The organism is Nonomuraea cavernae (assembly GCF_014646355.1).
In the GTDB taxonomy this organism is placed as follows: Bacteria; Actinomycetota; Actinomycetes; order Streptosporangiales; family Streptosporangiaceae; genus Nonomuraea; species Nonomuraea cavernae.
The window spans coordinates 630-12,886 of the sequence record NZ_BMNH01000008.1 but is presented as its reverse complement, the minus strand read 5'-3'; the positions used below and the strand labels follow the sequence as shown (position 1 = coordinate 12,886).

The window sequence follows — 12,257 nt, the reverse complement described above, 5'->3', positions numbered from 1 at the left end:
TCTCACTGTGGGCCCGCCGTCCCCACGTGTCCAGAACTCACCCGGTCGTGATCGCCTCCCGTCGAGCGAACGCGCCGAGGTCGTGGTCGGCGGCGGACGGCCCGGCTAACGGATGGACTGGTGCTCGCTCAGGGCGGCGTACCGGCCGCCGTACCTCATCAGCTCGTCGTGAGTGCCGTGCTCGACGACGCGGCCCGCCTCGATGACGAGGATCTGGTCGGCGTCGCGCACGGTGCTCAGCCGGTGCGCGATCACGATGCGGGTCTGGGTCAGCCAGGCGAGGTTCTGCTCGATCGCCGCCTCGGTGGCGGTGTCGAGATGGCTCGTCGCCTCGTCGAGCAGGAGGACCCGGGGCTGGGGCAGCAGCGCCCGGGCGAGCGCGATCCGTTGCCGCTGGCCGCCGGACAGGCCGCTGCCCTCGGTGAGCAGCGTCTCGTAGCCCATCGGCATGGCCATGATGTCGTCGTGCACGCAGGCCAGTCTGGCCGCCGCCACGACCCGCTCCAGCGAGGCGTCGGGAACGGCCAGGCCGATGTTGTCCCTGATGGTCCCGGTGAAGAGGTGCGGATCCTGGGTGACCACGCCGAAGCGGCTGCGCAGCCAGCTCACGTCGACGTCGCTCGCGGGTGTCCCGTCGTACCGGATCTCGCCCTCGACCGGCTGGTAGAGGCCCAGCAGGATCCGTCCCAGCGTGCTCTTGCCCGACCCCGAGCTTCCCACCAGCGCCAGCTTCTGGCCGGGGCCCACGGCGAGGGACACGTTCCTGAGCGTCCACGGGGAGCGCGGGTCGAAGCGGAATCCGACGTTCCGCAGCACGACCTCGCCGCGCAGGCGCGGTCTCTGCCCGCCTTTCCGCTCGGGCTCGGCCTCGACGATGTCGGCCAGCCTCTCGAAGTGCGCGCCGGCCTCCTGGAGCTCCTGCAGGCTGGTCAGGAGCGAGGTCAGCGGAGTGAGCGTGGACACGGCCAGCGCGTTGAGCGCGATCATCGTGCCCAGGCTCAGCTCACCGTCGAGCACCCGTGACGCGCCCACGAGGAGCAGCAGCGCGGGGCCGAGAATCCTGACCCCGGAAAGGACCGCGTCCAGGACGCCGCGGGTCAGGCCCAGGCGCAGGTCGGTGTTCATCTGGGCGGTGAACATCCCCGACCACCGTTCCATGGCCCGCCACTCGGCGCTGGACGCCTTGATCGTCTCGATGCCCCCGATGGACTCGATGAGCCTGCCCTGGGTCGTGGCCGCGGCGGTCAGCCCGCGCCCGGTGAGGTCCGTGATCCGTCTGCGGGTCGCCAGCAGCATCACGACCTGTACGGCCGCCACGGCCGCCAGGCAGCCGCCGAGCACGGGATCGCCCACCAGAACGAGGGTCATGAGGACCACGGCGAGCGGGCCGTCGAGCAGCGCGGAGAGCACCTGGCCGGACAGCATGGCACGTAGGCTGGCCGCGCTCTGTGTGCTCATGACCAGGTCACTCGTACCCCTGAGGGTGAAGAACCGGTAGGGCAGCGCGAACAGGTGTCCGACCACCCCCGCCGTGAACTCGGTGTCCGCCCGCGCCCGCAACATGAGCAGCACGGCCGTACGGAGGTAGCTGAGGATCGCCTGGGTGAGCACCACGAAGCCGAGGCCCACGAGGAGGATCCGCAGCAGATAGCGGTCCTCGCCGGGCAGGATCTCGTCGATGACGAGCCCGGACAGCAACGGCAGGACGAGGCCGAGCCCCTGCAGCAGCAGGGACGCGAGCACCGCCTGGAGCATCAGGCCGCGGTGGCGCGTCAGGAGAGCGCGGACCAGGTCCCGGCGCCACGGGCCGCGCCTCGGGCCCTCGACTCTGAAGTCGGGGCCGGGCTCGAAGGCCAGGACGACCCCGGTGAACCCGACGTCGAACTCCTCCGCCGTGAGCCTGCGCCGCCCGGAGGCGGGATCGACGACCTCGACGACGTCCGGACGCCAGCGCTCGACGACGAGGAAGTGGTTGAACTCCCAGTGCACGACGAAGGGGCCGGGCACCGCGCCGAGCTGCGCGGGGGCGAGCGAGAGCGCCTTGACGCGCAGGCCGTACGACTTGGCGGCCTCGGCGATCGCGAACGCGTTCAGCCCGTCCCGCGACACCTGGAGGTGCTCGCCGACCTCGCGCACGGTCACGCGTCGTCCGTGGTGCCCGAGGACCATCGCCAGGCAGGCCGCGCCGCAGTCGGCCATGGTGCTCTGCCTGATGACCGGCACCCGCCCGCGCCTCATCGTCCCGCCCCGAGGGCCGGCAGGATGCCGACCAGCAGCACGCCCGCCATGGACAGCCCGAGCAGTCCGGCGTAGACCCACAGGCCGATCAGGAGTCTCCTGGAGATCTGGTACGGCCGTTCGACGCGCCGCCGGGAGGCGATGTGGTGGTGAACCGCCTTCTCCCGGTACGGAAGCGGGTTCACCCGCCGGTCCGGTCGGCGGTTCCCCAGAACCACTCGATCTTGGCCGTGCTCCGGCGCCGTTCGAGCCAGTCGGCGAAGATCCGGCGTTCGGCGAGGTCTCGGACGGTGGCGTCGAGAACGGCCGGTTCCACGGCCAGCACCTTGATCAGCAGGTGACCGCGCTCTGTCGGGAAGGGCCCGACGACCGTCCCCGGTGTGGCCCCGAACACCTGGTCGGCCGTCTCCTGATCCAGCTCTCCCCTGCGCAGGGTGGCGAACACGTCGCCCGGCCGGGCCGTACCGTCGGCGAACGCCCGTTCGGCGGCGTCGAGGAACCCGTCGGCGTCGGGCACGCGCGGCCCCGCCCCGGCGGCGAACTCGACCCGCGCGACGCGGGCGACGTCGAGTTCGTGACCGTGCTCGGCGAGCCACTCCTCGACCTGCCCGCCGGCCACCCGCGAGCGGAGCCGGGCCACGGACGCCTCGACGGCGACCAGCTCCTCCAGCTCAGGGTGGGAGAGGTGGTTGCGATCCATCCACTCCCGGACCGCGCCCGCGGTCAGCAGTCCCCGCGCCCGGCGGAAGGCGTCCGTCGCCGCCTGCAGCTCGGCGTCGGTGAGCGGTTCCGGCGCCTCCTCCAGCAGCTCGCGCACCAGGCTGTCGGTGATGAGGCGGTCGGCCAGCCGGGACTCGTCCCAGATGAAGTCCAGGCAGGCGATCGCCCTGGCCACCGGCGTTTCGACCCCGTTCACCCGGAGCAGCAGATGCTCTCCGGCGCGGTGCACGCCACGCAGCGGCCAGGGCAGCGCCCGGTCGGGACACCACGAGAGGGAGATCGTGGCGCCGTCCCCGTCCTTGATGAGCAGGGCGTGGTGGAGCGATCCGTCGTACTCCTCGCGCTGCCTGATCAATCGCACCCGTGCCGCCGGGTGGTCCGCCCTGAACGCGGCCAGGTCTCGCTCGGCCGCACCGGCGCTGAGCAGGCCGACCGCCTCGGCGAGCATTCGCCCGTCCGCCATCACGTGCCTCCGCGCATGAGCAGCTCGCCGACGGCCGCGCTGACGGGCAGCCCGGCCGCGTCCTCGATCCAGAGGAACTGGCCGTTCGGATTGATCTCCAGGAAGACGTGGCGGCCGTCCGGCGTGCGGATCAGGTCGATCGCGCCGTAGGCCAGCCCGAGACGTTCGACCAGCTCCAGGCAGCGTCGCGAGATCTCGGCGGGCAGCTCGTGCGGCCGGATGGGCGTCGCGCCCGGGTCGTAGTGCCGCCAGTCGTACCTCGTGTGGTTGCTCACCTGGGAATGGATCTCCGCGGCGAAGATCGTGCCCCCGACCACGGTCACCCGGATCTCGACGTGCTTGGGCACGTACGCCTGGATGATGACCGGGCAGAGACGCAGGGCGTCCGCGTACGCGACGTCCATGGGGGTGACGGGGGCCGCGAACCGGCCGAACCGTTCGCCGTCCGCCTCAAGCCGGTTGCCGTGCACGGGCTTGGTGATCACGCGGCCCTCGTGCCGGTCGTAGAAGTCGAGAAAGCTCTCCGGATCGTTCGTGATCAGCGTCGCGGGCAGCTCGAAGCCCAGTCGCCCGGCCAGCTCCAGCTGGTACGGCTTGCGCGCCGCGCGGTCGATGACCGGTCGCGAAGCGGGGACCGTGAGGCAGCCGAGGCTGTCCCAGAGGCCCTCGGTCATCAGGCGGCACTCCTCCGCCACGTGGTCAGGGGCGGTGACCCGCGGATCGACGACCGGGTCGAGCGGCCGGCGGTACCAGAGCGCGGTCAGCTCGTCGAGCACGATGCGGCGGCCGTCGCGGCCGAGCACCCGGCGGGTCGAGCCGTCGCCGGAGTGGCTGATCTCAAGGGTGGCTGCGGTCGGGAAGGAGGCGGGATCGAAGACGACGACGTCCGCGCCCGCGGCCATGAGCGGTTTCACGACCCGGTCGGCGTGCTCATCTCCGTCAGAGGTCAAGACGAGGATCATCGGCGTGGCTCCGGACGGGGGCGCGACGCGGTCGCGCCCCCGCGCGAACTAGTTGCTGTCGCCGGAGGTGTGGCTGTGGCCGCCGTGGATCACGATGACCTGGCTCTTGGCGCCGCCGCTCACCTGAAGAAGCTGCCCCTCGTCCAGCTCCGGACCGAGAGCCGCGATGTCGTCCAGCGTGGTACGCGTCCTGCTCATGCGTAGCCGCCCTTTCTTCCCGTACGGGACGCCTGGTGCGCCCCGTGGCATCGAAGCAAGGTAGGCGAGCGGCGACCGGCCCCGCGTCCGCCACTCGGGTGATCTCGTGTCACCCCTCCAGCGGACGCGGAACGCCGTGATGGTCGGGCAGTACCGGACATTTAGCACCAATATGGGACGGCCTTCGCCAACGTGATATCTGCCGCACGTCCGGTCGCCAACCTGTTTACCTTGTGCATTTTTCCTTGACATTGCGTAAGCTAGAGCAGGTAGGGGCTTTACCCCGCCCCGTAACCCTCGTCCCCGACACCCCGCGCCCACGAATCCATGGCGCCGGCGAGCGTATGAACCTCTTCCATGACGACCCCATGTCCCGCCCCCTCACCTATCCCGGCCGCGTCCCCGCCACGTCAGGCGTGCTGGTGGACGACGCGTACCTGCCGCTGCGCCCCATCGCGGACGCCTCGGCGGGTGAGTGGCGGGCCGGCGACGAAACGCTGGACGAGGTGCTGGCGGAGCTCGGCCGCACGCCGATGCCGGAGCGCCACCCGGTCGTGGCCGTGGGCTCCAACGCCTCGCCGAGCCAGCTGCGGCGCAAGTTCGTCAGGCGTGGGATCCGGCCGGTCATCCCCATGACGCTCGCCGACGTGGCCGGCCTCGCGCCGGGCGTCTCGGCGCACGTCAACCGGTGGGGATACGTGCCGGCCGTGCCGGTGGAGGCTCCGGGCGAGAGGTCACGACTCTTCGTGCTCTGGCTCGACGATCACGAGCTGGCCGTGCTGGACGCCACCGAGCCCAACTACGACCGCCGCCGCCTGCCCGTCGAGCGCCACCCTGTGACTCTGGAGTCGGGTGTCCGGCTCCCGCCCTGCTTCGTCTACGTCGGCCGCCACGGCTGCCTGGTGGACGAGACCGGCCGGGCCAGACGTCTCACCGACCAGCGGAGCCTGATCCAGTGCCTCCTGGACGAGTCGGCCGAGCTTCGCCGCCTGTGTGGGAGCACTCCTGACGAGTTCGTCGCACTGGTGCGTGACGAGACCCTGCGCGACACGATCCATCGGCTCTTCCCGGTGGAGCGCCGCGCCCTGCCGCAGCCCAGGCTCGCGGACCTGCCGTCGCACTAGCGCGCCGCTGTGTCCGCGCCCCTCGCACGACTGTCCTGCTCGGCCGGGGCGTCAGATTCACCGGGTAGCCGCGGCGATCATCCCTGCCTGTGGTCGCCTGCGATGGTCTCGTCACCGGCGTCCTGGTACAGGTCGGGGATGCCGTCGTGGTCACGGTCGATGGTCTCGGCCTCGTGGACGCGCCGGTGGACGCGGCTGCGCAGCCGAAGCAGGACGGTGGCGAGCAGAGCCGAGACGATCGACGCGGCCAGCACCGCCACCTTGACGTGATCGTCGGTCGCGGTGCCGGCGCCGAAGGCCAGCTCACCGATGAGCAGCGAGACGGTGAAGCCGATCCCGGCCAGAATGGACAGCGCGGCCAGGTCGACCCAGGCCAGATCCTTGTGCAGGCGGGCATGGGTGAAGCGGGCCACCAGCCAGGTCGCGGCCATGATGCCGAGCGGCTTGCCGACGATCAGGCCGACCAGCACACCGAGGGCGACGGGGCTGGTCAGGGCGTCGGTCAGCCCGTCCAGGCCGTTCAATGCGACCCCCGCCGACAGGAACGCGAACACCGGCACGGCCAGGCCCGCCGACAGCGGCCGGAAGCGGTGCTCGAAGTGCTCGGCCAGTCCTGGTCCGGCATCGGGCCCCCCGGCCTTCTCGCTGCGCGCGACCGGCACGGCGAAGGCCAGCAACACTCCGGCGACCGTGGCGTGCACTCCCGAGGCGTGCACCAGCGCCCAGGTGGCGAAGGCCAGCGGAAGCAGCAGCCACCAGGCGCGTACCCGCCGCTGCACCAGCGCGGCGAAGAGGCCCAGCGGCAGCAGCGCCGTCAGCAGCGGGATCGGGGAGAGCTGGTCGGTGTAGGCGACGGCGATGATGACGATGGCCACCAGGTCGTCGACCACGGCCAGCGTGAGCAGGAAGGTGCGCAGCGCGGTCGGCAGGTGGCGGCCGACGATCGCGAGCACGGCGAGGGCGAAGGCGATGTCGGTGGCGGTCGGGATCGCCCACCCCCGGGCGGCGCCCTCGGCACCGCCGGCGACCAGCAGGTACAGCACGGCCGGAACGATCACGCCGCCCAGCGCCGCCGCCACGGGCACCGCGGCCCGGCGGGCCTCTCGCAGGTCACCGGCGACGAACTCCCGTTTGAGTTCGAGCCCGGCGACGAAGAAGAAGATCGCAAGGAGGCCGTCGGCTGCCCACGTGGCCAGACTGAGATCGAGGTGCAGCACCGCGGGACCGAAGGTGAGATCGCGCACCGCCTGATAGCCGTCACTCCATGGGGAGTTGGCCCACACCATCGCCGCCACCGCGCCGACCAGCAGCAACGTGCCGCCGACGGTCTCCTTGCGCAGGATGTCGGCGATGCGGCGCATCTCATGCCACGATCCCCGGCCGAGCAGGTCAGGGGCAGGTCGTGGTGCGTGGTTCATGAGTGCTCCGGTTTCGGGATCGGGTCGGACGTTGCCGACCAGACTTCCCGGCGCACCATTTCCACCCTACAGTCCGTCTTCGGGACCTGCCTCCGGAGCCCGCCTCCCCCGGCGAACCGTCCGCCAAAGCTCGCATTATGCGGACTTAACAATCTTTCCGGCACTATCGGAGATGATCAGCCGGTCGTCATCACCCGTACGCCCGGAAACCCCCGTTCTCTCGGAGAAGAGGCCCCATGAGACGCGCGCTCAGCGCCGCCATCATCGCGTTGGCGACCATCGGAGGCACCGCCGCGATTTCCGCCCCGGCATTCGCCGCCCCCACCTCGGACGACCCCCTGGTCCTCACCAGCGACCAGCTCACGCCCGCGCTCGACTGCGACAAGCCCGCCACCCTGCTGAAGGACGGCAGGTGGCACGTCGTGCAGGCGAGGCACGACGATTGCCGCCGCAAGCACAAGAGGACCGAGTGCCTGACCGGACCGGTCAAGCACGGCAAGAAGTGGCAGGTCCATCTCCATGACGAGAAGGGATTCGTACGGGTCCACGGCTTCAAGCACAGGGACGACGCCGTACGTTTCGCCAAGAAGCACAAGCGCGACCTCAGCCTGATCGACTGCGCCGCCTACCGCCGCTGACCTCAGCACTCGGCGACAGGGCAGGCCCCCTGCCCTGTCCCTGTCGCCCACGTGAGTGACGCGAGGACGCTCCGCCCGGAGCGTTGTGAACGTCAGGCTCCGACTACCTGAAGCGAACGCGTCCGTCCCTCAGCTCTTCGTCGAACTGACAGCTGGCGATGGACTTCTCGCCTCCGGACCGCCACTGTCCGTACCTGAGCGTAGGCACGGGATTACCGGGCTTGTAGCACCGGGCCTCCGCCTGGTACTCCCCGGTTCCGGCGTGGCAGGACACGGAGAAGGTACGAGAGGTGGACGTTGTGACGCAGTTGGTGGGCTGGGCTTGCGCGGCCGTCGCCGGCAGGGCCAGGCCGCCGGCCATGATCCCGCCGAGCGCGGCCACCTGCAGTGCCCGCTTCATCTTCGAACCCATGACTCTCCTCTCACGGGCGGCACCCGTCCGGGCGCCGCCCCAGACAGCGGACCCGGACTAGGAGAGGATGATGCCGCCCCCGCCCACCTCTTCCGTGCTCTGACAGCTGACGTTGGACCTGTCGCCTCCAGGGCTCCGCCAAGGGCCGTGCCTGATCGTGTACTTGAGCGTATTGATCTTGTAGCACCTGGCCCACACCTGGTAGGTGCCAGTGCCCTTGCCGCACCATCCGGACCAGCCGTTGCCATAGGGGACGCTGCTGCAGTTGCTGGGTGTGGCCTGCGCGGCCGTCGTGGGCAGGACCATGGCGCCGGCCATGATCCCGCCGATCGCGGCCACCTGCAGCATCCGTTTCACCTTCGAACCCATGACTCTCCTCTCACGGGCGGCACCCGTCCGGGCACCGCTCCAGACCCCCGCGGACCTGGGCCGAGCGTGCCCCAAAAGGGGATTTTCAGCCTGTTCAACAGGGTTTCGGCGAACCTGTCCGAAGAATAAGTAAGGCGATTTATACAGCGACTTGTGATCGGCTATCGATACACTTGCCGAAGATCACTCAACGGGACTCAAGATCTTGCTGGCGCTGCGGGGGGCAGGCGTTGCGGTTCTTCATCCTCGGTCCGGTCGAGGTGGCGACGGCTGACGGACCGGCATCGGTAGCCCGGCCTCGGCATCGTGCGCTGCTCGCCTACCTGTTGCTCCAGGCCAACCAGGTGATATCGCCTGACCAGCTCATCGAGGCGATCTGGGGTGGCGCCGAGCCGAGCTCCGCGCGGTCGCAGATCCACGTGGCGCTATCCGAACTGCGCCGAGCCCTGCGGAAACTGGGTCTGGACGAGGTCATCGCCACCAGACCCGGTGGCTACCTGCTGGCCCTGGCCGACGACGAACTGGACGCCGGCAGGTTCGGACGCCACGTCGAAGCGGCTCGGGATCTGCGGAAACGCGACGAAGTCGAGGAATCCGTCCGGAGGCTGCAGGCGGCACTAGGGCTGTGGCGCGGTCATGCCCTGGCCGACATCAGCGCGGCGTACGCGCAGTCGGCACGGCAGGCACTGCACGAGCACCGGCTGAACGCGCACGAGTCGCTGGCCGAAGCCGAGCTCACACTCGGGCACCACGACGCCCTGCTTCCGGCGCTGGGCAAGCTCGTCGAGCAGCATCCGTTACGAGAGCGCCTGGTCTGCCATCTGATGCTCGCCCAGTATCGGGCCGGCATGCAGGCCGAAGCCCTCCTGACGGCCCGACGCCTGCGCGCCCGGCTGGTCGAGGAGCAGGGACTCGATCCCAGCACCCGGTTCTCGGCTCTGGAGAAGGCCATCCTCAACGCCGATCCGGCACTGGACCTCGCTCCCAGAACCATCACGATCTCGGCGCCGCCCAGTGACACCACACCGGCCCAGTTGCCTCTGGACACGTGGGGATTCACCGGCCGTGATCGCGAGTTGGCCGAGCTGGATCTGCTGGCCGACGTGCGGGACACGCCACCTGTGGTGCTGATCGTGGGCACCCCTGGGGTCGGAAAGACCGCGCTGGCGGTCCGCTGGGCTCATCGTCACGGGGATCGGTTCCCCGACGGGCAGCTTTACGTGAACATGCGGGGATTCGACCAGGATCGGCCTCCGCTGGACTCCTTCGCCATTCTGCGTCGCTTCCTGTCCTCATTGGGAGTGGATCCCGGCGCCACACCCGAGGACGTGGACGAGGCCGCCGCCCTGTTCCGATCGCTGCTCGCACGACGCCGAGTTCTGATCGTGCTGGACAACGCCCGCAGCGCCGACCAGGTACGGCCACTGCTGCCGGGCTCGGCGACCTGCGCCGTCCTGGTGACCAGCCGCAACCGGTTACGCGGGCTGGTGGCCCACGAAGGTGCCCGCCTGCTCCAGCTCGGCCCGCTCACCGAGGACGAGGCGAGTGACCTGCTCCGCGTCGCCCTGGCTGGAAGAAGTGACGCCCTGGCCGGAGGACGTGACGCCCTGGCCGGAGGAAGTGACGCCCTGGCCGGAGGAAGTGACGAGGACGGCGACGCGGCCGCCAGGCAGGTGGCCCTGCGGTGCGCGTACCTGCCGCTGGCCCTGCGGTTGGCGGCGGCGCAGCTCACCGGCCAGCGACACCTGACGCTCGCTGACTACGCCCGCCAGTTGACGACCGGCGACACACTGGCCGTGCTCGACGAGCACGGCGACCTGGACGGCGCCGTCAGCACCGCGTTCCGGCTCTCGTACCAGGCCCTGCCACCCGCGACGCAACGCCTGTTCCGCCTGCTGAGCCTGCTGCCGGGACAGGACTTCGCGCCTGTCGCCGCGGCCGCCCTGCTCGGCGTCTCCCTCGCCACCATTCGACCCCGGCTCGAAGAGCTGTGCATAGGCCACCTGGTCAGCGAGCATCGTCCCGGCCGGTACGCGATGCACGACCTGCTGCGCAGCTATGCCGTCCGCACCCTGGAGAGCGAAGAGCCCGAGGCCGACCGCACGACGGCCGCCCGGCGCCTGGTCGACTTCTACGCGGAGACCGTCTTCGAGGCCTACCCGTTGCTCCAGCCCCGCCGGCTGGCGGGCGACAGGGAGGTGGTCTATCCCCCGCGCGAGCCCCTGCGTTTCGCCGACAGGGCGTCCGCGCTGGACTGGCACGATCAGGAGCTCGAGAACCTGGTCGGTGTCGTCGCCCTGGCCAACGCACATGCCTGGCATCGCCGCGCGTGGCAGTTGGCCGCCGATCTGCTCGCCTACTTCATCATCCGGCGGCGTTGGCCGGAGTGGCTGTCCGTCCTGCGAACCGGCCTGCTCTCGGCCGAGCGAAGCGGCCAGCCGGAGGGCAGGGCGCACATGGAGAACGCCCTGGGAGTGGTCCACAAGCAGATCGGCAGGTACGCGGCGGCACGCGAGCACTACGGCAGAGCGATCGAGCTGGCGGCCAGGGCCGGCAACATGCGCATGGTCGCCGCGTTCAACGCGAACCTGGGGGGACTCGCCATCAACGAGGGCGACCTCGAAGGCGGCCTGCGCCACCTGCGGACCGCCCTGTCCATTCCGGAGTACGGGCAGGTCCCCCAGTACGCCGTCGCGGCCTACATCAACCTGGGGTGCGCTCTGATCGACATGGAGAGGTATCCGGCGGCGGCCGACGCACTCCAGCGGGCACTCATGTTCGCCGACGTCGCCGACGACACACAGCAAGCCTGCTACTCCCATCACAACCTGGCCGAGATAGCGCTACGTCAGGGAGATCCGGTCACGGCCCGTCGGCACGCCGAGCGCCAACTGCGGCTGGCCGAAGAGATCGGCGATCCGCTGCGGAGGGCCTCCGCTCACGACAGCCTCGCCTCCGCCCTTGTCCACGAGGATCAGGCCACCGCCCGGACCCACTGGCTGGAGGCGCGGCGCATCTATCGGGAGCTCGATCATCAGATCGCCGCCGTACTCGACGAATGGCTCGCGGCTCTCGACACCTTCAGCGACGCGGCCGAGCTCGCCGCGGCCGACGAAGCCCGCCGCCGCCGGTGTCGCCACCTCATCTGAGCACCAGCCGCTCCCGCGCAGCGAGTGCCGCCGGACCCGTCGGGGGTCCAGGAGATAGGGGCGAGTCAGCTTCTCAGCCCTGAAGGGAATGAGCTTGCAGCTCCTGGCCGTCGGTGGCTTCGACGGTCTGGTCCGCGTCAGGCAGCGTGACTCACTGCCCAGCCCGTCTCACCGCGTGCGGCGATGTTGCGGGCTGCGTTGACGTCGGCGTGCTCAGCGAAGCCGCACGACGTACAGGCGAAGGTTTCCTGGTCGGGCCGGTTGTTCTTGGCCACGTGCCCGCAGGCCGAGCAGGCTTGCGAGGTGTAGGCCGGGTCCACCCAGACCAGGGCGACCCCGGCACGGGCCGCCTTGTAGGCGATGAAGTGGCCGAGCTGGTGAAACGACCACGCATGCAGCGTGACCCGCTGGGGCTTGCGGAGCCGTACCCGGTCGCGGATCCCCTGGAGATCCTCCAGGGCGATGCCTCGCCCGGTGCGTGCAGCCTCGGTCACGATGCGTCTGGCGATGGTGTGGTTGATGTCGGCGGCGAAACGTGCTTCCTTGCGGCGGCGTTTCCTCAGCAG

At 70.2% G+C, this 12,257-nt stretch carries 12 protein-coding genes; 3 read left to right on the top strand and 9 right to left on the bottom strand.

The window, feature by feature from the left end; genetic code table 11:
• Positions 1-105: 105 nt before the first annotated feature.
• Genes IEY82_RS15465 through IEY82_RS15445 form a run of 5 tightly spaced genes read right to left on the bottom strand, consistent with a single transcriptional unit; the run spans position 106 to position 4,581 of the window.
• Positions 106-2,238, bottom strand: coding sequence for a peptidase domain-containing ABC transporter (locus IEY82_RS15465; RefSeq protein WP_189124820.1), 2,133 nt, complete (start codon positions 2,236-2,238; stop codon positions 106-108).
• Positions 2,235-2,423: a hypothetical protein gene (locus IEY82_RS15460; protein ID WP_189124819.1), complete on the bottom strand. Its 189-nt coding sequence runs from the start codon at positions 2,421-2,423 to the stop codon at positions 2,235-2,237. Before IEY82_RS15460 ends, IEY82_RS15465 begins: the two co-directional genes overlap by 4 nt.
• Positions 2,420-3,421: a TIGR04500 family putative peptide maturation system protein gene (locus tag IEY82_RS15455; protein ID WP_189124818.1), complete on the bottom strand. Its 1,002-nt coding sequence runs from the start codon at positions 3,419-3,421 to the stop codon at positions 2,420-2,422. The genes IEY82_RS15460 and IEY82_RS15455 overlap by 4 nt, the downstream gene beginning before the upstream one ends.
• Positions 3,421-4,371 carry an MvdC/MvdD family ATP grasp protein gene (locus IEY82_RS15450; RefSeq protein WP_225262858.1) on the bottom strand — a complete coding sequence of 317 codons (951 nt, stop codon included), beginning with the start codon at positions 4,369-4,371 and terminating at the stop codon, positions 3,421-3,423. Before IEY82_RS15450 ends, IEY82_RS15455 begins: the two co-directional genes overlap by 1 nt.
• A gap of 60 nt (positions 4,372-4,431) precedes the next feature.
• Positions 4,432-4,581, bottom strand: coding sequence for a hypothetical protein (locus IEY82_RS15445; protein ID WP_189124816.1), 150 nt, complete (start codon positions 4,579-4,581; stop codon positions 4,432-4,434).
• Between the two features lie 368 nt (positions 4,582-4,949).
• Here IEY82_RS15445 and IEY82_RS15440 point away from each other — a divergent pair, with 368 nt between their 5' ends.
• The gene (locus tag IEY82_RS15440; RefSeq protein WP_189124815.1) at positions 4,950-5,705 is read left to right on the top strand and encodes a hypothetical protein; all 756 of its coding nucleotides are present in this window, start codon (positions 4,950-4,952) and stop codon (positions 5,703-5,705) included.
• 77 nt (positions 5,706-5,782) lie between these two features.
• On the opposite strand, the gene nhaA is transcribed toward IEY82_RS15440, so the two are convergent.
• On the bottom strand, positions 5,783-7,123 hold the full coding sequence (gene nhaA / locus IEY82_RS15435) for a Na+/H+ antiporter NhaA (RefSeq protein WP_189124814.1): 1,341 nt from the start codon (positions 7,121-7,123) through the stop codon (positions 5,783-5,785).
• A gap of 236 nt (positions 7,124-7,359) precedes the next feature.
• Here nhaA and IEY82_RS15430 point away from each other — a divergent pair, with 236 nt between their 5' ends.
• Positions 7,360-7,761 carry a hypothetical protein gene (locus tag IEY82_RS15430; protein WP_189124813.1) on the top strand — a complete coding sequence of 134 codons (402 nt, stop codon included), beginning with the start codon at positions 7,360-7,362 and terminating at the stop codon, positions 7,759-7,761.
• A gap of 103 nt (positions 7,762-7,864) precedes the next feature.
• Here the strand turns inward: IEY82_RS15430 and IEY82_RS15425 are convergent, their stop codons facing one another.
• Complete coding sequence (locus tag IEY82_RS15425; protein WP_189124812.1) at positions 7,865-8,173, bottom strand: hypothetical protein; 309 nt, start codon at positions 8,171-8,173, stop codon at positions 7,865-7,867.
• Positions 8,174-8,230: 57 nt separating this feature from the next.
• Complete coding sequence (locus tag IEY82_RS15420; RefSeq protein ID WP_189124811.1) at positions 8,231-8,542, bottom strand: hypothetical protein; 312 nt, start codon at positions 8,540-8,542, stop codon at positions 8,231-8,233.
• Between the two features lie 230 nt (positions 8,543-8,772).
• On the opposite strand from IEY82_RS15420, the gene IEY82_RS15415 reads away from it, so the two are divergent.
• Positions 8,773-11,691 (top strand): AfsR/SARP family transcriptional regulator, encoded by a 2,919-nt coding sequence (locus IEY82_RS15415; RefSeq protein WP_189124810.1) that lies wholly within the window; start codon positions 8,773-8,775, stop codon positions 11,689-11,691.
• A 137-nt stretch (positions 11,692-11,828) separates the two neighbouring features.
• Here IEY82_RS15415 and IEY82_RS15410 read toward each other — a convergent pair.
• On the bottom strand, positions 11,829-12,257 hold a 429-nt coding region (locus IEY82_RS15410), incomplete at its 5' end, for an RNA-guided endonuclease InsQ/TnpB family protein (RefSeq protein WP_189124809.1).

Excerpts from the sequence above, each read along its gene's own strand:
- IEY82_RS15465 (WP_189124820.1), bottom strand. The coding sequence starts at position 2,238 with ATGAGGCGCGGGCGGGTGCCGGTCATCAGGCAGAGCACCATGGCCGAC.
- IEY82_RS15455 (WP_189124818.1), bottom strand. The coding sequence starts at position 3,421 with ATGGCGGACGGGCGAATGCTCGCCGAGGCGGTCGGCCTGCTCAGCGCC.
- IEY82_RS15445 (WP_189124816.1), bottom strand. The coding sequence starts at position 4,581 with ATGAGCAGGACGCGTACCACGCTGGACGACATCGCGGCTCTCGGTCCG.
- IEY82_RS15440 (WP_189124815.1), top strand. The coding sequence starts at position 4,950 with ATGTCCCGCCCCCTCACCTATCCCGGCCGCGTCCCCGCCACGTCAGGC.
- nhaA (WP_189124814.1), bottom strand. The coding sequence starts at position 7,123 with ATGAACCACGCACCACGACCTGCCCCTGACCTGCTCGGCCGGGGATCG.
- IEY82_RS15430 (WP_189124813.1), top strand. The coding sequence starts at position 7,360 with ATGAGACGCGCGCTCAGCGCCGCCATCATCGCGTTGGCGACCATCGGA.
- IEY82_RS15425 (WP_189124812.1), bottom strand. The coding sequence starts at position 8,173 with ATGGGTTCGAAGATGAAGCGGGCACTGCAGGTGGCCGCGCTCGGCGGG.
- IEY82_RS15420 (WP_189124811.1), bottom strand. The coding sequence starts at position 8,542 with ATGGGTTCGAAGGTGAAACGGATGCTGCAGGTGGCCGCGATCGGCGGG.